Here is a 20,119-nt window from a genome sequence, read left to right on the forward strand (position 1 = left end):
ACGTACTCGTCTCTATCTGCCCTGGAACACTGCCTTGCGCTTCGCCGTGAATGCCTCAATCCCTTCGGCGAAGTCGTCGGTGTCGAAGAGCCTGGCCTGAGCTTCGACCTCGAGGTCGAGTAGATCCATCGGCGCCACGGCTCCGCGGCTCCAGATCCATTTCATTTCCCGCAGCGCCAGCGGAGGCGCGGCCGCAATCAGTTCGGCATCGGACAATGCGCGCTCGAGCGCAGTGCCCGTCGGCACCGTCTCGTCGACCATGCCCAGGCCCAGGCCTTCCACGGCAGAGAGTCGCTTCGGCAGCATCATCAACTGCCGCGCCATCGCGGGCCCCACCCGAGACGGCAACGAGTAGAAGATTCCCATGTCCCCCGCCAGTCCGACGCCGGTGAATGCCGTGCTCAGGACCGCATCCTCACTGGCAACGACTCGGTCACAGGCCATCGCGAGCGAGACGCCCGCACCGAACGCGAAGCCTTCGACGGCCGCGATGACAGGCTTGGTACCGCCCCAGATCGCCCGGATCCCACGCTGGGCCGCCTGAGCGCGAATGACGGTCTTCTCCGCGCTCTGGCGGTCCATGGTGGAGATGTCCCCACCGGAACAGAAGGCTTTGCCGGCGCCGGTCAGCACGACTACCCGTACGGACTCTGCGGACATCGCCCCTTCCAAAGCCTCGGCCAACTCCACCCGCAATATCAGGTCGATGGCGTTTCGCTTGTCCGGGCGATTGAGGGTGATCAGACGAGTGGTGCCGCGATCTTCGACGAGGACCGTCGATTCCGACTCCATCTCAGCGGCCCACGAATTTCGGCGCGCGGCGCTCGAGAACCGCAGCGAGTCCCTCGCGGGAGTCTGCTGTCCCCGACAGTTCGGAAACCGTACGCGCCTCTTCCGCAAGCCGGTCGGCTACAGTGGCGCCCACGCCGCCCCAGAGCAGCCGCTTGGTCGCGCCGACCGCGAGCGGGGCGAGCTCGGTGAATTGTGCGGCGTACTCGTCGGTGCGCTTCGCGAGCTCTCCAGCGGGAACGACGGATGTGATGAGACCGATCTCCAGCGCGGTCTGCGCGTCGAGAGTCGGGTTGGTCAGCAGGATTTCAGCAGCCTTGCGCAGACCCACGAGCTGAGTGAGGGTGACCGACACTCCCCCATCGGGCGCCATCCCCACGCGGACGGCGCCGGACATGAACTTGGCAGTCTCCTCGGCGATCACAAAATCTGCAGCACACGCCAAGCCCAGGCCACCGCCACCGGCAGCGAAACCATGCACCGAGGCGATGACCGGAACCTGAAGTTGCATCAAAGCCGAGGTCGCAATTTGCAGCCACGCTGTGGCCTCACGGAGGTAATCCGGCAGCGCCTCGCCCTTTGAGGCGAAGGTACGAACGTCACCGCCGGCGCAGAAGTGCTTGCCTTCCCCGGTGATGACGACAACCCTCACCCGCGGCTCGCCGTGGCACCGCAATACCGCAGCATGCAGGGCCTGCAGGAATCCGACGTCCATTCCGTTGGACGCTTCAGGTCGGTTAAGACGCAGCCTGGCAACACCATTGGACTCGAGGTCCAGCAACACAGGCCCCTCAGGGATGAGATTTTCGGTCATGGCGTGCTCCTTTGTTGATCCTTGTTCGTGAATTCGTCGATGCCCGTGCCGCCCGAATCTTCACTGAGATGATCGAGAACAGTGCGATGCTCGAGGGACAGTCCGTCCGCCAGGGGCAAACGAAGCCCCGCGTACACGAGTTGCTTGCTGCGCCCGAGTGCGACGGGGTCCTTGGCGGCCAGCGCCTCGGCAAACGCGTCTACATCCGCGTCGAACGTGTCCGCCGGCAGAGCGCGGTAAGCGAGCCCCCAGGCCACTGCCTGATCCGCGGAGAGCCTGTCTCCGGTGAGAATGTGTGCCAGCGCCCGTTGCCGACCAACCAGACGGGGAAGTCGCTGCGTGCTACCACCACCCGGCACCATGCCGTGATTGGAATGAGTATCGGCCAGTTTGGCTTTCGCGTGTACCAGCGCAATATCAGCGGACTGCATCAATTCGAAACCACCTGCCATGGCGTAACCCTCGACTGCCGCAATCACGGGCACATCCAGCTCGGCGATCGCCGAACACGCCCGGCTGAAATTGCCGAACAGCTCTGACATCGCGTCACGGCCTTGCTCGCGCAGTTGCTGCAGCTCGTGGAAATCCCCGCCCACAGAGAAATTACCGCCGGCGCCGCGCAGAACTATGACCCGTACCTGCGGCGCCAACGTCCGAAGCGCCGTCTCCAACTGCTCACCGAGTGCGACCGTGATCGCGTTCATCGCCTCAGGCCTATTGAGCATGATGCGGCCGATGGCCCCATCTACGACAGCCTCGACGACGGACACGGTACGCTTGACATCCGCGGCAGTCACATCAACCGCCCGCCGCCGACTTCGAGCACGGCACCGGTCATGTAACTCGAATGCTGTGAAGCCAAGAACAGCACTGCCCCCGCCACCTCGCGAGGTTCGCCGGCGCGCTTCATAGGAATATCCGCCTCACGAGCAGCGAAAATATCGGTCGGCATGGCCTCGGTCATCGGGGTGCGAATCAGGCCAGGTTGCACAGCATTGACTCGAACACCTTTGTGCGCCAGTTCCTTCGCGGCAGACTTCGTCAGACCGACGATACCGGCTTTTGCGGAGCTGTAGTTGGTCTGGCCAAAGTTGCCGGACTTCCCCGACAGGGACGACATGTTGATGATGGATCCGCTACCGGCTTCGCGCATCACGGCCGATGCTGCCCGCACGCCGAGCCAACTGCCCTTGAGATGCACGTTGAGGACTGCTTCGAAGTCGGCCAGCGTCATCTTGCCCAGCGACGAGTCTCGGGTGATGCCTGCATTGTTGACGAAGATGTCAAGGCAACCGAACTCTGTGACAGTCGCTTCCACTGCATCACGCACAGAGTCCTCATCGGTGACGTCGCAACCCCGGCCCACAGCACCCTCACCTAACGACACGGCAGCCGCAGAAGCCTGATCCTCGTTGACGTCGAGGATCATCACCTTTGCGCCCTCCTCATGCAGGAGGCGTGCGATCTCCAGTCCAATTCCCTGAGCAGCACCCGTAATGGCCGCACTCTTTCCCTCGACCAATCCTGCCCTCACGATGCGCACCCCCGGCGCGACTCGACACCGAACACGACGTGGCAGACCCTGCGAAGAATCCTCATGCAACCTCCTGGATGAATACTTTTGAATTTAACATAAATTAGTTAAGCTGCCGGAGTCAATGCCGGAGCGCCAAGACACGGAAGTGAGACAAGCAGATGGACCTAGGTCTGAAGAATGGACGGGTGCTGGTCACCGGAGGCGGGTCGAACGTGGGCCGTGGCATCGTGCACGGCTTTGCCCGCGAGGGCGCCCGAGTGGCGATCTGTGACATCGACGGAGATCAGGCCGAGAAGGTACGCATCGAGGCCCTCGAACTCGGCGCCGCCGAAGCGATCATGCTGGCCGAAGACCTTACCAAGGAAGGCGGCGCGGAACGATCCGTGGGCGCACTCCTGGAAAAGTGGGGCGGCATAGACTCACTGGTGAACAACGCCGGATTCAGCGAGGCCGAATTCTTCGCCAAAGACACCGATCGAGCGCGCTGGCAGAAGACCATCGAGATCAACCTCTACACCGCAATCGCCTGCACTCAGGCCGCACTCGGCCCCATGCGCGAGGCCCAGTCCGGCTCCATCGTCTTCATCTCCTCCGATGCAGCCTTCGGCGAAGTCCGGCAAGGCATCTACGGGGCAACCAAAGCCGGACTGATCTCCATGGCCCGCACCGTAGCGAAAGAGCATGGGCGCCAAGGCATCCGCTCCAACGTCGTGTGCCCGGGCCTGGTTCTTCCGGAGAGCCCGGACGCCGTGGGCACAGGCAGCCTGTGGGCGGCAGGTGCCGACAAGGTGTTCAACGCCAGCCAGATCGAAAACCTCGAAAAGGGCATCCCCCTCCGCCGCCTCACAACCGCCCACGACGTCGCTGATGCCGTGGTCTTCTTCTGCTCCGCAGGTGCGGCTCGCCAAATCACCGGCCAAGTCTTGTCTGTCAGCGGCGGGTATTCGATGCCGTGAGGACGAACAAGCCGTCCACCTCTGGCAGCAAATCCGAGGCCACCGAGGAGCGTCTTCTGTTCGCGGCCGCAAAAGTACTCTCTCGCAAAGGCATTTCCGAGACTCGCCTCACCGATATCGCCGACGTAGCCGGCCTACGCGCACCTGCCGTTTACTACTACTTTGCGTCCAGGCACGAGTTGATTTCCGAAGTCATGTCGGTTGGCCAGAGCCGTCTGCGCGAGCACGTCACCGCTGCCCTCGATTCCTTACCTGCTGAGACCAACCCGATGGACCGAATTTGCGCTGCAGTTGCGGCGCACCTCGAGGTCGAACTCGAATTGTCCGACTTCGCGACGGCGGTCACCCGCAACACCGGCCAGTTGCCCGACGGCATCCGCGAGCGGTTGCGCGAGGATTCACACGCCTATTCCACCTTGTGGCGCGAACTGATGGACGCGGCCTTCGCTGCGGGGCAGATACGGGCAGATCTGGACCTGAGAACTGCCCGCAAGCTTGTGATCGGCGCGCTCAACTGGGCCCCTGAGTGGTGGCGCGGATCCGACGGTTCGCTCTCCGAACTCGTGGCGACCACGCAGAGCCTGGTCCGGCACGGGCTGAGTCCCGTCGCCACATAGAAGACTCCATCAGACTGAGAAGAATGTCGAAACTGCAAGGAAACTCCTCAGATTCGGCCCGATGAAAGGAAAACAGACATGGCGAAACCACTCGCAGGCTGCCGGGTACTCGAACTTGCGGGGATCGGTCCGGGACCTTTTGCCGGGATGTTCCTGGCGGATCTCGGCGCCGAAGTTGTGCGGGTGGACCGCCCCGGCGGTAGCGGATTCTTCGCCGGTTCGGAACACATCGACATCATGAACCGCGGGAAGCAGTCACTGCTTCTGGATCTCAAGAAGCCCGAAGCGGTCGACGTACTCCTCGGCATGGTGGAGCGCGCGGACGTGCTGATCGAGGGATACCGACCCGGCGTAGCCGAAAAGCTGGGGGTCGGTCCCGAGGCCTGCCTGGCCCGCAACCCCAAACTCGTCTACGGCCGCATCACCGGATGGGGTCAAGACGGCCCGCTCGCCCAATCAGCAGGTCACGATATCGACTACATCGCACTCACCGGCGCATTGCATGCCATCGGCCCAGCGGACGGAGCCCCACAGATTCCGCTGAATCTTCTCGGCGACTTCGGCGGTGGCGGCATCTATCTCGTGATCGGCGTGCTCGCGGCGCTCATCGACGCCAAGGCGACCGACACCGGCCAAGTGGTGGACGCCGCAATCGTCGACGGCGTCAGTCACCTACTGTCCTCGACGCACATGATGATGGCTGCCGGGGCCTGGGTGGACCACCGCCAGAGCAACATGCTCGACGGCGGCACTCCCTACTACTCGATCTACGAGACCGCTGACGGCCGTCATATGGCTGTCGGCGCCCTCGAGCCCAAGTTCTATGCCGAACTTCTCTCCGGCCTCGGGCTGGACGAGCCGGCGCACCTGCAGCAGGACCAGAGCCGCTGGCCGGGGCTTCGCAGAAGTATCGCCGCTACGTTCAAAACCCGCACGCAATCAGAGTGGACGGATCACTTCGCAAACACTGACGCATGCGTGGCACCCATCGAAACTCTGACGGGTGCTGCCGAGAATTCCCACGTTCGCGCCCGTGGTTCCCTCGTCGAGGTCAACGGCGTACTGCAGTCCGCACCGGCACCGCGGTTCTCCAAGGAGCAGTCGACGGTAAACTGGCCGCCTCCCATGCCCGGCGAGCACTCTCGGGAGGTTCTTTCCCGTTGGGGCGCAACCCACATCGAAGATCTCATCGCCCGCGGAGTTGCCATCGAAGCAGTCGAGGTGACGGTGCCATGACCGCCCTCCCCGAGCAGTCCGACAACTCGAGCACCCCCGCCGTACACCGAGTAACCGAGGGGATCTACCGAATTCCACTCGCTCTGCCCATGGCAGATCTGACGACCGTCAACTGCTATGCGGTCACGTCGGGGTCCTCGATCACCCTCGTAGACCCGGGATGGGCCTCGCCTGCTACCGAACATGCCCTGAGCGAGGCTCTTTCGAATCTCGGATTCGCACTGGCAGACGTCGAGCAGATCGTTGTGACGCACACACATTGGGATCATTACACCCAGGCCATCGCGCTTCGCGATTCCTACGGAACCCAAGTGCTCGTGGGCGAGCAGGAACGGCACACCATCGATGCGTTCGACAAAATCGCCGGGATGCACCCGCGACAGGCCGAGTTACTGAGAACCTGCGGTGCCCCCGAACTGGCCGATCTGATCAAGGCACTCGAACACGAAGAACACGAAAGGGATGTCCCTTTCGGGGAACCTGACGCGTGGCTCAAAGACGGACAACAACTTTCGGTCGGCGACCGGACGCTCGATGTTCATCACACACCCGGACACACGCGCGGGCACATGATCGTGGTCGATTCCGAGCGAAACGTCATGATCACCGGCGATCACATACTTCCCCGAATCACGCCGTCCATCGGATTCGAGCGCGCTCCGGAGGAATTGCCACTCGCCTCGTTCCTCGCGTCATTGGCACGGGTGAAATCTCTGCCCAACGCCTCGATGCTGCCCGCCCACGGCCAGGTCACTCCGCACGTCCACGACCGAGTTGACGCCCTACTTGCACATCACGACGAACGATTCGATGCCGTTCTCTCACAGGTAATCTCCGGCCGACACAGCGCAGTCGACGTTGCAGGCGCCCTGACCTGGACGCGACACGAGCGTGCACTTGCCGACCTGAGCGACGTCCACCGTATGCTGGCCATCCTGGAAATCGGCGCACACCTGGACGTACTGGCGATACAAGGACGACTGACGCGCACCGACGTCGACGGCGTCCACCACTTCACGATCTGACTCCCAATATACTTGTGCGGGTGTCGAACAATAACTGTTCGACACCCGCACAGGTTCAACCGAGCGCTACCCGAGCGGATTCACACCCGGGACGGCACCGGTCATGTCGGAGATCTCCGCCCAACGCTCTGCAAGCTGGTCGACAGTGGGCGGTTCGGCAAATGTCACTCCCTTGTTCTGGAACTGAGCCACGCGCTGAACCTGTCCGCCACCGACCACGAATACCGACCCGGTCTCGGTGGATTCCTCGGTGAGGAGGTAACCGACGACCGGCGCAACGTGCGCCGGCGGCAGCTTCTCGAGAAACTCCGGCGGTGCGATGTCCTCGGTCATCCTGGTTGCCGCGAGCGGTGCAACCGCATTGGCATTGATCCCGTACTTGGCACCCTCGATTGCCAGCGTGTTGATCAGACCGACGAGTCCGAGTTTTGCTGCACCGTAGTTGGATTGACCGAAGTTTCCGTACAGGCCACTCGTGGAGGCTGCAACGACGATGCGACCGAACTTCTGCTCACGGAAGTGTGGCCACGCCGCACGGGAGACGTTGTATCCGCCGTAGAGATGCACCTTCATTACTGCATCCCAGTTGTCGCTCGTCATCTTGTGGAACGCACCGTCACGGAGGATGCCGGCATTATTGACCACGCCATGCACCGCACCGAATTCGTCGAGTGCCGTCTGAATCAGGGACAGCGCGCCCCCCTCGGTGGCCACGCTGTCATAGTTGGCCACTGCGAGACCGCCGGCCTTGCGGACCTCCGCCACCACGTCGTCGGCCATCGTCGATCCCGATCCCGAACCGTCGCGTGCGCCGCCGAGATCGTTGACCACCACTCGGGCGCCTTCTCGTGCAAGCAGCAACGCGTACTCACGTCCGAGACCGCCGCCTGCTCCGGTCACCACGATGACCCGGTCATGTACTCCTGGCATATCTACCCCTTAAGCTCGATGAATGTGTTGTCCGCGACCGGGTCAGGCCAGCGGTGAATAGGTTCCGTCGACAATGTCCGCACGGATCTTGAACTTTTGGATCTTGCCCGAGGCGGTAGTAGGCAGTGCTGTCGCCACATACCAGTCGCGTGGCACCTTGTACGGAGACAAACCCTGGACGGCGTAGTCCACCAACTTCTGCCGCAGGCCCTCACCGGGCTCGCCGCGGGGAACGACGACGGCCACGATCGCCTCGCCCCACTTCTCGTCGGGAACGCCGATAACCGTCACGTCGAGAACATCCTCGTGTGCCATCAGGAACGACTCGATCTCCGCGGGGGAAACGTTCTCACCGCCGCGGATGATGAGATCCTTGAGCCGGCCGGTGATCGTCAAAGTGCCACGCTGATCAAACTTTCCGAGATCGCCGGTGTGCAACCAACCTTCGGCGTCGACCGCGGCAGCAGTGGCCTCGGGATTGTGGAGGTATTCGATCATCTGCTGATATCCCCGGGCACACACCTCACCGGATTCGCCGATCGGCACCACCGAGCCGTCGAAGGGGTCGACGATCTTCACCGCCACCTGAGGAAGCGGATGTCCACTCGAATTGATCTGGTCCTCGCGTGAATCCGTCGTACGGGTGAGTGAGATGACCGGCGAGAGTTCCGTCTGCCCGAACAGGTTGTGCGTGGTGGCCCCGAATACCTTCTCCGTCGCTTCGATCATGGAACCCGGCACGTTGGCACCGCCGCCGAGCACGCGAACGAGGCGCGGCACCGGCTTGTCGTCCAACCGTGCAGCTTCCAGTACGGCACCGAGCACAGTGGGCACGTAGAACAGAAGATTCACGTTCTCGGACCTGATGGACTCGAGCACACCGGTAGGCGTGAACTGTTCGATCAGCACCATGGTTCCGCCCATCCAGATCGTTCCGACCGTGCCGATCACACACGAGGCTGTATGGAACATCGGCAGCGGATTGACACCGATGAGTGGCGTCGGAGGCTCGATGCCTTCCAATGTGAATCGAGCACAGTTGACCAGCGAGCGATGCCGCAACAAAACGCCCTTGGGCAGGCCCGTGGTTCCCGAGGTGTACTGCAGCATCACGGGAGCAAAGGAATCGGACGCACTCGGACCTGCCCCACCCTCGGCCAGCGGCGCAGCGGCGCACCACCGATCGATCTCGGACAGACTGACGACGTTCCGCAGACCCGAACACTGCGGCTTCGCTTCCGCCACAACGGCAGCCATGTCGTAAGCGCGGCTGATATCGGCGTGAATCAACAGTGTTGCTCGGCTGTGCCCCAACGCATATACCAGTTCGTCGCGGCGAAGAACCGGATTGAGTGCCACGAGCGTGACGCCCGCGATCGCTGCCCCGAAAAGAATGATCGGCCATTCGACGACATTGGGCGCCCACAACGCAACATAGTCTCCAGGCTCGGCCAACTCGAGGATTGCAGCAGCTACCCGCTGCGCCTCGTCGTACAGCTCCCGGTAGGTGAGCCGGCGCTCTTCCCCCGTGCCGTGCGCGTTGGCAATCACGGCCACGGTGTCCGGAAGCTGCTGGGCCCGCTCCTGCAAGAGCGATCCCAGCGTGTGCTCGGACAGCAAAATGCTGTCGTCGATGGGCCAGTACGACTCGGTCAGAAGCCGGTCTTCGAGTCCTGAAGTCACGAGAATTTTCCTCCGTAGGTGATCATGGTCAGGCTACGTACCGGGCAATAGATTCGACGATGCACGCGGGCTTGGAGCTTCCCTCGACCTCGATCGTGGTGGTGAACTCCGCCTGGATCGCACTGTCGAGAGGTGTCACCTTGGTAAGGGTGACGGAGGCGCGTACCTTCGCTCCAACCAGCACTGGTGCCGCGAATCGGACCTTGTTCAGCCCGTAATTGACGGCCATCGTGATGCCGTCGACTCGGTAGAGCTGCTGCTGCAATACCGGCAACATCGACAGAGTGAGGAATCCGTGGGCGATCGTTCCGCCGAACGGGCCGTCCTTCGCCCGTTCGGTGTCGACGTGGATCCACTGGTGATCTCCGGTCGCGTCTGCGAACTGATTGACGCGCTCCTGCTCGATCGCCGTCCAGTCGGTGGTTCCCAGGTCGGATCCTTCCGCCGCGATCACGTCTTCGATCCCGTTGAATACCTTCATTCATTCTCCCTCAGTTGGTGTACTTTTGAATTGAACATAAATTAGTTAGTGTGAGGTAGTCAATATCCGGTTCTCGATCTGACCGACCGGGCGCTCACCCGGAGTCCGGGCTGGACCACTGCAGTCCCGGCTGTTCCGGGTACCGAAATCTACTCAATCACAATGACTTCCATCAGGAGGAACTCACATGACCGAGGCCTATATCGTCGACGCCGTCCGCACTGCGGTCGGCAAGCGCGGCGGCGGATTCGCGCAGTCTCACCCAGCAGACATGGCTGCGCACGTCATCAAGACGGTCGTCGGCCGTCACGATTTCGATCCCGCCGACATCGATGACGTCATCCTCGGTTGCCTCGACAACATCGGATCCCAGGCCGGCGACATCGCCCGCACCGCCGCACTCGCGGCCGGACTTCCGGAGAACGTTCCCGGTGTCACGATCGACCGCCAGTGCGGTTCGGCGCAGCAAGCCGTACATTTTGCAGCCCAGGGCGTCATGAGCGGCACGGCTGACCTCATCGTCGCCGGTGGCGTCCAGAAGATGAGCCAGTTCCCCATTCTCAGCGCGTTCGGTGCCGGCGAGCCCTTCGGATCCACCGATCCGTGGACGGGCTCCAAGGGTTGGGCAGCGCGTTACGGCAACGAGGAGATCTCGCAGTTCCGCGGGGCCGAAATGATCGCGGACCAGTGGAACCTGAGCCGGGAAGACAACGAGAAGTTCGCGTACGAGAGCCACCAGCGGGCCATGAAGGCCATCGCCGAAGGCCGGTTCGAGCGTGAGATCACCGAGTTCGAGGGCATCTCCACCGACGAGGGCCCGCGAGTCGACACCACCCTCGAGAAGATGTCCGGCCTGAAGACCCTCACGGAGGGCGGAAAGCTGACTGCCGCTGTCGCCAGCCAGATCTCGGATGGATCCGCCGCACTTCTTGTCGCCTCCGAGGCCGCGGTCGAGCGTTACGGCTTCACTCCCCGCGCGCGCATTCATCACATCTCCGTCCGCGGCGCCGATCCCGTGATGATGCTCGCGGCCCCGATTCCCGCCACCCAGCACGCTCTGAAGAAGGCTGGACTCTCGATCGACGACATCGACGCCGTTGAGATCAACGAAGCCTTCGCGCCTGTTGTGTTGGCCTGGCTCGCAGACATCGGCGCCGATCCGGCCAAGGTGAACATCAACGGAGGTGCCATCGCACTCGGCCATCCCATCGGTTGCACGGGCGCCCGTCTGATGACGTCGCTGCTGCACGAACTCGAGCGAACGGGCGGACGGTACGGCTTGCAGACCATGTGCGAGGGCGGTGGACAAGCGAACGTCACCATTATCGAAAGGCTCTGAGCCATGGAACGCGTACTCTACGAGAAGGATCACGAGCTCTACCGTGAGACTGTTCGCGAATTCCTTGTGCGAGAAGTAGAACCGCACAAGGACCGGTGGGACACAGAACGCTGGATCGACCCGACGGTCTTCGCCCGCGCTGCAAGTGCCGGGGTGTACGGATTGCAGATCCCCGAGGAGTACGGCGGATCGAGCGAGAGCGACTACCGTTACCGGATGATCGTCTGCGAAGAGGTCGCGAAGATCAACGCGTTGTCCTTCGGGCTGACCATCAGCCTGCAGGACGATCTGGTGTTGCACTATCTACTCGACCTCACCAACGACGAGCAGAAACAACGTTGGCTGCCAGGCTTCGCGGCGGGTGAGACGATCGGCGCGCTTGCCATGACCGAACCCGGCACGGGAAGTGATCTACAGGGAATTCGAACGAGCGCCGTTCGCGATGGTGACGACTGGATCATCAACGGGCAGAAGACGTTCATCTCGAGCGGAATCATGGCCGACATCGTCGTAGTCGCTGCACGTACCGATCCGAATGCGGGTTCACGCGGCTTCAGTCTGTTTGTCGTCGAACGCGACACTCCCGGATTTGTGCGCGGACGGCAGCTCGACAAGATCGGACTACCATCACAAGATACTGCTGAACTGTTCTTCGAGAACGCGAGAGTTCCGGCGACGCACCTTCTCGGCGAAGAAGGCCGAGGGCTGCAGTACTTGATGAGCCACCTCCCCCGTGAGCGTCTCGGCGTCACAGCGAAGGCAATGGCGACTACACGTGCGATCTTCGACATCACCGTGAACTACTGCAAGGAGCGTCGAGCATTCGGGCAGGCTATCGCCGACTTCCAGAACACACGTTTCGAACTTGCCGAGATGGCGACCGAAATTGATATCGCCACGTCATACGTCGACCAAAGCGTGCTCGCGTACAACGCCGGCAAGCTGACTCCGGTCGACGCGGCAAAGGGCAAGTGGTACATCAGCGAACTGCAGAAACGTGTGATCGACCGATGCCTGCAACTGCACGGCGGGTACGGATACATGACGGAATACGCCGTGGGCAAGGCGTATGTCGACACCAGAATCCAGACCATCTACGGCGGAACCACCGAGGTAATGAAGGAGATCATCGGACGCGACATAGTTCGATGACAACCAGTCAGGGCACGTCGTAATGATGTTGCCGTGCAGTCAATTCAGACTGCACGGCAACATCATTTCCGTCAGCGTCAGTCACGATGACTCACGATGTTGATGACATTGCCGTCCGGCGCTCGAACGAAGAACCGTCGAACGCCCCATTCCACGGTAGTTATCGGGTGCACGATCTCGAAGCCGAGTTTGCAGGCTTCTTCGTACGCGCCGTCGAGGTCATCCGTGTGGACTGAGATAACCGAATCTTCGGGCGCAGTTGCATCGCGCGTTACAAGTTGGATGTGTTCCTCGTTGCTTGGATACGTGTAGCGAGCCACCCACCCGAGGTTGAACTCCTCGGTGCTCAAACCGAGATAGTCGGTATAGAAACCTTTTGCCGCCTCAACGCCATCCACTCTGAGATTGGTCGTTATGCGTGTCGCTCTCATGCAATTCTCCTGTACTGATCATCGACTCCGGCTCCGACCTATGGCTCGACCTCGGACACATCCCCGGCAGCGTCGACGTCACCATCACCGGACAAACCTGCGCCGCCGTCACCGGCGGATCCATCACCGCCGCCGGCCGATGCTTCCTCCAAGCCACCCACCACGCCCGCGTGAGCGCCTACGACTTCGCCCACGTCGAAGCCTTCGACACCGCCACCATCGACGCACACGGGGAAAGCCGCATCGTCGGAACCGATCACGCCGACATCCGGGCAGACGAGCACGCCATCGTCTTCGCGCACTGCCACTGCCACGTCCACGCCGCCGGATACACCCGCATCGCAGCCACAGACACCACCACAGTCGCCATCGACGGCGACGCCCATGTCCGCGCCAGCGCCGGCGTACTCATCACCGGAGATCGTCAATCTACGAATCTGACTATCGTCACCCGCCCCATCAATCGACTCGCCGACCACCTCAACAGGTAAGAACCCGCCCGCCGCGCTCCTTGCCCACCCGCGAGCGCAGCAACCGCCTTCCTTGTCTCACACCCGGTCTCTGCCGACTTTCCAGCAGCGACACCAGTGCTACGCTGTGGGCGGCGGTGCGAGTAGTGGATGAAAAACTACCTCGCGCCATTTCTCGTCCAGGGGCGCGTCTGGATCTGTTGATGCACTAGCCGAAACATCACCGGTGGGTGCTCCAGACATCAACGCGCGCAACCTTCATCCGGGCCAAAAATAGTTGCCGTCCGACCCTGTTCACGCGTACTCGGTCTCGTGCGGTTTAAGCGATGCTGCGCAATCACCACCCGGGCGCGTTGATACGCCAAAAGCATCGTGGTCGTCCCACTCGACGCCCGCCGGTCCCGTATTTCTTCGATCTTGACTTAGGGTGAGATCTGAGTGTGTAGACCAAATATCCTCAAAGTAAATGTGTTTGGGCGCTAGGGCACGGAGTACCGGTCTGTTTTTCGCGCCTGTTTTCTCCGGGCATGCACTCGGGCGTCGCCAAGCGCTGAGATCGCATTCCGAAACGACCCAGAACGACCGCTGTCCGCGCACACTTTGACGTTGGCGGGTGAAACAAGGGCGGCGGCGGGGATCCACGTCCGCCACATCGGCCGAATGCGCCGAGCAGGCGAATATCGTCATGCGCTCATGCTGAGGAGAGAATGGCACTGTGATCGGCGACGACGCGTTCTACCAGATCGCGGCCTCTGCCCCGATCGAGAGACAGTGCAGCGACAGACGAATCGACTGCAAGAGCCGGATGCGATGTGACGGCCGGATCTGTGGTCAGGACCCACGCGAGAGTGTCCTCGTTGTGCCGAGGGCGATACGCGAGGCCACCGAGAGCAGGGTCGGCAGCATGGATCGCGTGAGCCCACTTGCGCGTGGTGACGTAATGTCGCGCTTCACATTTGGTCAACCACAAATCCTGCCCGACCACAGACAGGTGCCGGCCGTGCAGCGCCGCAACGGTGACGGTGCGGGTGAGTGTCAACGCGGTCAACGTGCGGCCCGTCACCGCGCTGGCAGGCACAATCCTCGCGGTGGTCGGGTCCAAAGGCAGATACCGGCAGATAGTTTCGGCGATCGCCCCGTCCGGACCGTCAGCGATGTACAGGTAGGCGTACGTGCCGTCGAGTGAGTCGAATCGACCCCCAGCCAGCTCGTCCGGTTGCGCGGTGGGATTGGGTGCCAACGCGCTGCGGCGGCTGCTGTGGACCCGCCACACCGTCGTGTCGGCTGCGAGTGTGCTGCGAAGAGCCGGCCGGAACAGGCCCCCGGCCGGTGGTTCTATATCGGGCATCAGTCAGCGAGCACCGCGGCGGCAAGCCGTTCGAGCGTCCGATGGGCGGCAGGTCGGGATATACAGCAAGATCAGCCGGAGTTTGCCCCTGCGGCAGTCGCGTAGACGGTGTCAGCCACCACGAGGCCACTCCCCACGGGTCAGCCCCCCGCACCAAGAAGCACGTTGACCGTGGCCACGACCTCACGCACCGACGCGGTCATGTCGTCGAAAGGCCATGTCTTTCAGTGGCATTTGGGGGTGAGTGCCGTCAAAAATTGCTTTTCGCTGTTGTTTTCTTCCAGAATTGGGTCGAGTTTCGACGCGAACAGCATGTTGTAGTCGCGCTCGCCGTAGTCGAAGAGGTCGAAGGTTCCCAGACAAACAACGCAACTGTCCCCGATTTCCCGAAAACTACGCGTGCGACACGAAAACTACGCGTGCGACATTTGTTCCATCTGTGGCCAGCGGAGAGTAATCAGGGAAGGTCGATATCCAGGTCGAATCCCAGCCTGAGGGTTCGGCGGACCAGGTCCAGTCCCCATCCCGGCACAGAGAGATCACTGGTGTCCGTTATGTCCACGGGCAGCGAGTTACGGCGGTCGACGAGCATGACAGCACGTTCGTCCTTGCCGTGTCGGCAGGGGTAGCGGACGCCCAAAGCACCCGGAGTCCCCACCAAGATGTCCGTGCAGGTTACACGCGAATCCCGGTAGTCTCGCCACGTGCACCCGACCAACGATCCGTCTTGGTTGATCGCAGCCAGTCCAACCTGGGTGTCGAGGGTGATCACCGAAATGTTTTCTCCAAGTGTTAGTTTCGTCAGCGAGAAGTCGGCGACCGCCGCGTAGGAAAGCAACTTGGATTTGGGGATGTCGGTACCTCGCAGAATTCCCTCTGCCACCACGGCACCTACTGATAATCCGACGTACAGGTATCCGCCCAACCCCGATCCTCCAGGACAGACCGTGTTGTCATGGACCGGATCGAACCGACCCTGACGAGGTAAACCTCGGTGCTTTCTGATATCGAAAGCCACTGCATCGGTCAGCGGTGCGATCCCCGTCGAGTTGAAACTGTTTGCAGGGTAGCGGCTGTCGGTGCGGTGAACGCGCCACAGTTCCGTCCCAGCCGGCACGATCGCGGTGTGTGCAGGCGCTCCGTTGTACTTGCGCACCCGCTCACATGCCTCGACGCGAGTAGTCGAGCACGTTGTCGACCGCGATCTCCGTGAGCTGCCCGGCCTCGAGATCCTCGAGCGGACTGTTTCCGTCGAGCAGATCCGTACTCGTCAGCCACCAACTCGCCGCGCCGTACGGGTCCCGCTCGACATGGAGCCGCAGGTTCGCGTGCCGAACCACGTCGTGGATCTTGTGCCGCTCCTCGTCGAGCTGAAACGCTGGGTACTTGTAGTTGGGTCGGGTCCCGATGGGCAGTCCGATCAGCTCACCGGCCTTGCGACGTTTCTGCGCGACGCTGCGGGTCGCTTCACTTGTCGGAGCGAGTATGCGGGCGACGTCCTTGGAGTCGAGGACATCGAGGGAATCGAGAATTGACCTTCGTGCATTCGCCAATGCTGTTGACCTTGATGGATCCTCGTCATCTGTGGAGGTCTCCGGTGGTGCCGTCGAGACCTCATCGGATACAGAGACCGACGCGATAAGAAGCTGCGCGAGCGCCAGACGCTGTGTGCCGGTTAGGGAAGCTGCTGAAAGTTGTGCGACCGCGGTGACGATGTCACCGCTGGCAGTGCCTTTCCCTGCCGGTGCGTGGAGGTCGTAATCTCGCGTGGCTTTCTCTCGACCGCGCTCCGGAATGGGGCGGGAAGGGTGCAGTTCGGTGGTGTAGGCCTGCCACATTTCCGCCACGTGGACGCTGAATGCGTGAGGGAGACCGTCGGTGCGGATTGCTGCGGTCAGGTGCTCCACCGCCACGGAATCGATGTCGTAGCCGGCGACAGATGTCTGCGATCGGGCAATTTCGGTACTCATGGCGCTCCTTACCAGTCGAAGGCAAGTCCAACTTGAAGTACCTATCGTATCTGACGTACCACAAGGGCGTAATCTTCACCCTTGAACATCACACAATCTCAGGCTGGGATGATCCGCTATCGGCCGCGATGCCCGGTGGGGCCTCGCGTCGAAAGCGGCGGCCTGCTACTCGAGCCATGGAAACCCCACGTCGATACACCTCGACATCCGATACCGCAGCCAGAAACGACAATCGGCCGTGAACGAAAATCTGGTCGATATCAGCGGGTGAAAGTTACTTAGTGAAAAGAGTTAGCACTCGACGTGCATGAGTGCTAAATTTTGATGAGGCCTACGCCACAAGCAAAGGCCCTGGCCGAGTCCGTCACAAGCCACTGGCCTTCGGCCGATCGCGACGATCAGCCGCAGACGCGGTCTCGACCACCCCTGCGCGAATTCTTCGATCGAACAGACCGAAGATATCCCCGGACCGCGAATGCCGACAGATGCCCGTCGACACGACTACCGACGACACGAAGGAGGAGCATGACCACCGTCCCCCACAGCCGCCACACCGACAACCTCCCGTGTGCCTCATACGGCGACAACGACACGCAGCAGCAACACCGCTCGCGGTTACCCGCGGCGTCGATCACCTTGGGGGCACTGTCCATTGCGGCGTTCTGGATGGTCGGACTCGGCTTCGTACTGGGAGTAGCCGCCGCGGTTTGCGGCACCGTCGCCACGTCACGGCCCGCGGTCGCCGATGACGAAGCAGCCTCGCTACGGGCGCTACTCGGCATCGTTGCCGGCGCCGCAGGCATTATCGTATCCGCGGGCGCCGCCCTACTCCCCATGCTGGCGCCACTGTGAACCCCACACATGGTTTCTCCCTGCGGTGAAACAGCCCTCTAGGTGCGCTGATTCCCCACCCGGCCCCTTGGAGCAACTGGACTCTCGTCGGTCTGCTGATCGCACCACTGGCCGACGAGCTTCCTGATCGAGAGACTGCGTCAAGCGCCAATCCCGGGGCCCTAGTCCCTAGAAAAATACGCAGCATTGATAATTTGGCGCTCAACGAACATCCACCCGCCGAGGATGGGCGTAGTCAGCTCCCGATCACTAGAGGTATCGACCCATCCTGCCCAACACATTGGCTTCTCGTTCACCAGCCAACCGGCGAAGTTATCCACAGTGACTTTGTCGTCCGTACCCACCGCCGTCGACACTGAACGCACAATCATCCCGGCAGAAACGGACTCCACCTCATCTACCGGGCGAGCATTCTCCAGACGGCAGATGAGGTACCCACATGTTCAACGCACCAACATCATTCGGCCGTCGACGTACCAGAAAGACCGATTCCAGCCGCCGCGCACTAGCGCTCGGACTCGCCATGTCGACGCTCGGTGCCGGAACTTTAGCGCTCACGGTTCCCTCACTCGCGGCCGCTACACCGGCTGAATGCACCAACGTCCTCGCCGTCATAACCCCCGGGACGTGGGAAACCACATCCGACGCCGATCCCAGGGTTCCCGTCGGAATGCTCGCAGCAGTGGGAAACACGCTGAAAACGACGTACGGCAACAAAGTTGAGCTGTTCTACACCCCGTACGCTGCCTCGGCATTCGATCAGGGAAAAACCTACGGCGACAGCAAAACAACGGCAATCGGCGCCATCAACGACAAAGTAAGCACCGTCGCCGCGAACTGCCCCCAGACGGAATTCATCTTCGCCGGCTACTCCCAAGGCGCCGATGCCACCGGAGACATCGCCTCCAGCATCGGGAACGGCAAAGGCCCGATCAGCGCCGACAAAGTCCTCGCCGTCGGACTGCTCGCGGACCCCGGCCGAGGAACAGAAGGGGAATCCGTCGTCGGCCCACCCGCCGCCGGAACCGGGATCGCAGACCCCCGCCCCCAGGGAATGGGCACGCTCGCAGGACGAGTCGCGACCATCTGCGACCCGAAAGACCTTTACTGCTCAATCGATAAAGGCCGCAACAGTGTTCTCGGGGCGCTCGGAACCGTTCTGAGTAAGTCACCCGGTGCATCCACCGACTCCCCCGTCGTCGGCGGCGGCTCTCGTCTGGCAACGGCACTGACGTCCGATTTCTCCCACGCCGACCTCAGCGGCATCGGCGCCGACGTTGCAGACCTCGCAACAGCACTCAGCCCTCCCGCAGGACAAGCAGTCAACATCTCGAACATCGCACACAGCGCCACGTCGTTGCTGGGCAGCTTGAGCCCGTTGGCGGACCTTCTCGCGTCAGGGACTGCGAACCCGGCGTCGACCAGCAACCTGTCCAGCGCCCCTGCAGGTACTGCGGAGAACGCCGCCAACCACGTACTCGCAGACGCCCAGGCTTCGGATCTGTCAGGCGCGTTGTCAAATGTAAACAGGATCGCGGCCGCTGCAACGCAATTGATCGACACAGGGCATACATCCCTGGCGACAAGTTCACCGGAAGCCGCCACGCTCGCCGCCACCGCCGCAACACTGAACAACCAGATAACACCCTTAGCCGCCACGCCACCGGATGTCCTCGGCCAGGCATCGAGCGTGCTGTCAGTTCTCAAACCGCGGGTCGTGGTCGATCAAGTTCTCAACATCGCCACCGGCATCACCGCCATCAACTATCCAGCGATCCTGAATGACCTCGCGATGCTGCCCCAGAAAGTGGCCGCACTCGACGTCGCCGGAGCACACCAGATCGCAGGAGATCTCAACAACCAGTTCGCACCGCTGGTGAAAATGGCCGCCGGCGTCGACCTCACATGGATATCGCAGATTCTCTCCGCCATCCCGGACCCGACCGGCACCGCGCACTTCGCGGCTGTCTTCTGCAACATTCTCTCCGGAGTCGACATCATCCGCATCGCTCACAACGTCGGACAGATCCAAGAAGTTGCCTGGTCGGTACTCGAAGGAAACCCGGCCGCACTCGCCGGTCTGCTCCCGATCGGGCTCGACCTCGCCTCTGCCGCAACAACAATGCTCACCGGCACAGCAACCAAAACCGACGTATCACTACTGGGCAAAGAAGTTTTTCCATCCGTCTCGTCCACCCAGGTCGCCCGCCAAGGCCAGAATATGGACCTGAGCGAGCTGACCAGTTCCCTTACCGTGATGGCTGGATCGCAAGACACGGAAGACGTGGCAACCCTCGTCGGCCAGGGCCTCGGCGCGGCCTCGTTCCTCGCCTCCGGCGCACACACCAACTACGCCGGGCTCACCGTCGACAACTCCGGCCGCAACGCAATCCAATGGCTCAGCGACTGGTTCGCACTCCAAATCCAGCACGCCACATAACGTTACGGAGGGAATGGACTAGTTTCCGCCCCGTCGTTGACGACAACTT

20 protein-coding genes are annotated in these 20,119 nt (G+C 61.9%); 9 read left to right on the forward strand and 11 right to left on the reverse strand.

Annotated features, from left to right (window positions below):
• Positions 1 to 12 precede the first annotated feature (12 nt).
• Genes YH3_RS31575 through fabG form a run of 4 tightly spaced genes read right to left on the reverse strand, consistent with a single transcriptional unit; the run spans position 13 to position 3,137 of the window.
• Positions 13 to 792, reverse strand: a complete 780-nt coding sequence (locus tag YH3_RS31575) for an enoyl-CoA hydratase/isomerase family protein (protein ID WP_064444737.1) — start codon at positions 790 to 792, stop codon at positions 13 to 15.
• Position 793: 1 nt separating this feature from the next.
• Positions 794 to 1,603 carry an enoyl-CoA hydratase/isomerase family protein gene (locus YH3_RS31580; RefSeq protein ID WP_064444738.1) on the reverse strand — a complete coding sequence of 270 codons (810 nt, stop codon included), beginning with the start codon at positions 1,601 to 1,603 and terminating at the stop codon, positions 794 to 796.
• Positions 1,600 to 2,373, reverse strand: coding sequence for an enoyl-CoA hydratase/isomerase family protein (locus YH3_RS31585; protein ID WP_064444839.1), 774 nt, complete (start codon positions 2,371 to 2,373; stop codon positions 1,600 to 1,602). Before YH3_RS31585 ends, YH3_RS31580 begins: the two co-directional genes overlap by 4 nt.
• A 23-nt stretch (positions 2,374 to 2,396) precedes the next feature.
• On the reverse strand, positions 2,397 to 3,137 hold the full coding sequence (gene fabG, locus YH3_RS31590; protein WP_064444840.1) for a 3-oxoacyl-ACP reductase FabG: 741 nt from the start codon (positions 3,135 to 3,137) through the stop codon (positions 2,397 to 2,399).
• Positions 3,138 to 3,298: 161 nt separating this feature from the next.
• Between fabG and YH3_RS31595 the strand changes: the two genes are divergently transcribed.
• From YH3_RS31595 to YH3_RS31610, 4 genes are all read left to right on the forward strand, one after another.
• Positions 3,299 to 4,096, forward strand: coding sequence for an SDR family NAD(P)-dependent oxidoreductase (locus YH3_RS31595; protein WP_064444739.1), 798 nt, complete (start codon positions 3,299 to 3,301; stop codon positions 4,094 to 4,096).
• Positions 4,093 to 4,713, forward strand: a complete 621-nt coding sequence (locus YH3_RS31600; RefSeq protein WP_064444740.1) for a TetR/AcrR family transcriptional regulator — start codon at positions 4,093 to 4,095, stop codon at positions 4,711 to 4,713. Before YH3_RS31595 ends, YH3_RS31600 begins: the two co-directional genes overlap by 4 nt.
• Before the next feature lie 78 nt (positions 4,714 to 4,791).
• The gene (locus YH3_RS31605; protein ID WP_064444741.1) at positions 4,792 to 5,949 is read left to right on the forward strand and encodes a CaiB/BaiF CoA-transferase family protein; all 1,158 of its coding nucleotides are present in this window, start codon (positions 4,792 to 4,794) and stop codon (positions 5,947 to 5,949) included.
• Entirely contained in the window at positions 5,946 to 6,974 is a 1,029-nt protein-coding gene (locus tag YH3_RS31610) for an MBL fold metallo-hydrolase (protein ID WP_064444742.1), read from the forward strand. The genes YH3_RS31605 and YH3_RS31610 overlap by 4 nt, the downstream gene beginning before the upstream one ends.
• 66 nt (positions 6,975 to 7,040) lie before the next feature.
• On the opposite strand, the gene YH3_RS31615 is transcribed toward YH3_RS31610, so the two are convergent.
• The 3 genes from YH3_RS31615 to YH3_RS31625 are packed head-to-tail and all read right to left on the reverse strand — an operon-like array spanning position 7,041 to position 10,068.
• On the reverse strand, positions 7,041 to 7,904 hold the full coding sequence (locus YH3_RS31615; RefSeq protein WP_064444743.1) for an SDR family oxidoreductase: 864 nt from the start codon (positions 7,902 to 7,904) through the stop codon (positions 7,041 to 7,043).
• Positions 7,905 to 7,946: 42 nt separating this feature from the next.
• A complete protein-coding gene (locus tag YH3_RS31620) occupies positions 7,947 to 9,587 on the reverse strand; it encodes a class I adenylate-forming enzyme family protein (RefSeq protein ID WP_064444744.1) in 1,641 nt (546 codons plus the stop codon).
• Positions 9,588 to 9,615: 28 nt separating this feature from the next.
• The gene (locus YH3_RS31625; protein ID WP_064444745.1) at positions 9,616 to 10,068 is read right to left on the reverse strand and encodes a MaoC family dehydratase; all 453 of its coding nucleotides are present in this window, start codon (positions 10,066 to 10,068) and stop codon (positions 9,616 to 9,618) included.
• Between the two features lie 187 nt (positions 10,069 to 10,255).
• Here YH3_RS31625 and YH3_RS31630 point away from each other — a divergent pair, with 187 nt between their 5' ends.
• Positions 10,256 to 11,407, forward strand: a complete 1,152-nt coding sequence (locus tag YH3_RS31630; RefSeq protein ID WP_064444746.1) for an acetyl-CoA C-acetyltransferase — start codon at positions 10,256 to 10,258, stop codon at positions 11,405 to 11,407.
• Positions 11,408 to 11,410: 3 nt separating this feature from the next.
• Complete coding sequence (locus YH3_RS31635) at positions 11,411 to 12,559, forward strand: acyl-CoA dehydrogenase family protein (protein ID WP_064444747.1); 1,149 nt, start codon at positions 11,411 to 11,413, stop codon at positions 12,557 to 12,559.
• Positions 12,560 to 12,636: 77 nt separating this feature from the next.
• Here YH3_RS31635 and YH3_RS31640 read toward each other — a convergent pair whose 3' ends face one another.
• Positions 12,637 to 12,990, reverse strand: coding sequence for a VOC family protein (locus YH3_RS31640; RefSeq protein ID WP_064444841.1), 354 nt, complete (start codon positions 12,988 to 12,990; stop codon positions 12,637 to 12,639).
• On the opposite strand from YH3_RS31640, the gene YH3_RS31645 reads away from it, so the two are divergent.
• Entirely contained in the window at positions 12,978 to 13,481 is a 504-nt protein-coding gene (locus tag YH3_RS31645) for a hypothetical protein (RefSeq protein WP_064444748.1), read from the forward strand. The two genes, YH3_RS31640 and YH3_RS31645, sit on opposite strands and share 13 nt — an antisense overlap.
• Positions 13,482 to 14,151: 670 nt before the next feature.
• On the opposite strand, the gene YH3_RS31650 is transcribed toward YH3_RS31645, so the two are convergent.
• The 3 genes from YH3_RS31650 to YH3_RS31660 form a co-directional block, all read right to left on the reverse strand.
• Entirely contained in the window at positions 14,152 to 14,808 is a 657-nt protein-coding gene (locus tag YH3_RS31650; RefSeq protein WP_082920717.1) for an RES family NAD+ phosphorylase, read from the reverse strand.
• Between the two features lie 457 nt (positions 14,809 to 15,265).
• Entirely contained in the window at positions 15,266 to 15,964 is a 699-nt protein-coding gene (locus tag YH3_RS36930; RefSeq protein WP_238592745.1) for a hypothetical protein, read from the reverse strand.
• A gap of 4 nt (positions 15,965 to 15,968) precedes the next feature.
• Positions 15,969 to 16,778 carry a hypothetical protein gene (locus tag YH3_RS31660; RefSeq protein ID WP_064444750.1) on the reverse strand — a complete coding sequence of 270 codons (810 nt, stop codon included), beginning with the start codon at positions 16,776 to 16,778 and terminating at the stop codon, positions 15,969 to 15,971.
• Between the two features lie 525 nt (positions 16,779 to 17,303).
• Between YH3_RS31660 and YH3_RS36935 the strand changes: the two genes are divergently transcribed.
• Together YH3_RS36935 and YH3_RS31675 are read left to right on the forward strand one after the other, a co-directional pair.
• Positions 17,304 to 17,630, forward strand: a complete 327-nt coding sequence (locus tag YH3_RS36935; RefSeq protein ID WP_045063533.1) for a hypothetical protein — start codon at positions 17,304 to 17,306, stop codon at positions 17,628 to 17,630.
• 439 nt (positions 17,631 to 18,069) lie between these two features.
• Positions 18,070 to 20,070 carry a cutinase family protein gene (locus YH3_RS31675; RefSeq protein ID WP_082920718.1) on the forward strand — a complete coding sequence of 667 codons (2,001 nt, stop codon included), beginning with the start codon at positions 18,070 to 18,072 and terminating at the stop codon, positions 20,068 to 20,070.
• Positions 20,071 to 20,119: the final 49 nt, after the last annotated feature.

The organism is Rhodococcus sp. YH3-3, assembly GCF_001653035.1.
Classification (GTDB): domain Bacteria; phylum Actinomycetota; class Actinomycetes; order Mycobacteriales; family Mycobacteriaceae; genus Rhodococcus_F; species Rhodococcus_F qingshengii.

Coding starts and splice junctions, on each gene's coding strand:
- YH3_RS31580 (WP_064444738.1), bottom strand. CDS start 1,603: ATGACCGAAAATCTCATCCCTGAGGGGCCTGTGTTGCTGGACCTCGAG.
- YH3_RS31595 (WP_064444739.1), top strand. CDS start 3,299: ATGGACCTAGGTCTGAAGAATGGACGGGTGCTGGTCACCGGAGGCGGG.
- YH3_RS31640 (WP_064444841.1), bottom strand. CDS start 12,990: ATGAGAGCGACACGCATAACGACCAATCTCAGAGTGGATGGCGTTGAG.
- YH3_RS31575 (WP_064444737.1), bottom strand. CDS start 792: ATGGAGTCGGAATCGACGGTCCTCGTCGAAGATCGCGGCACCACTCGT.
- YH3_RS31630 (WP_064444746.1), top strand. CDS start 10,256: ATGACCGAGGCCTATATCGTCGACGCCGTCCGCACTGCGGTCGGCAAG.
- YH3_RS31615 (WP_064444743.1), bottom strand. CDS start 7,904: ATGCCAGGAGTACATGACCGGGTCATCGTGGTGACCGGAGCAGGCGGC.
- YH3_RS31610 (WP_064444742.1), top strand. CDS start 5,946: ATGACCGCCCTCCCCGAGCAGTCCGACAACTCGAGCACCCCCGCCGTA.
- YH3_RS31660 (WP_064444750.1), bottom strand. CDS start 16,778: ATGAGTACCGAAATTGCCCGATCGCAGACATCTGTCGCCGGCTACGAC.
- YH3_RS31635 (WP_064444747.1), top strand. CDS start 11,411: ATGGAACGCGTACTCTACGAGAAGGATCACGAGCTCTACCGTGAGACT.
- YH3_RS31675 (WP_082920718.1), top strand. CDS start 18,070: ATGTTCAACGCACCAACATCATTCGGCCGTCGACGTACCAGAAAGACC.
- YH3_RS36935 (WP_045063533.1), top strand. CDS start 17,304: ATGACCACCGTCCCCCACAGCCGCCACACCGACAACCTCCCGTGTGCC.
- YH3_RS31625 (WP_064444745.1), bottom strand. CDS start 10,068: ATGAAGGTATTCAACGGGATCGAAGACGTGATCGCGGCGGAAGGATCC.
- YH3_RS31605 (WP_064444741.1), top strand. CDS start 4,792: ATGGCGAAACCACTCGCAGGCTGCCGGGTACTCGAACTTGCGGGGATC.
- YH3_RS31650 (WP_082920717.1), bottom strand. CDS start 14,808: ATGCCCGATATAGAACCACCGGCCGGGGGCCTGTTCCGGCCGGCTCTT.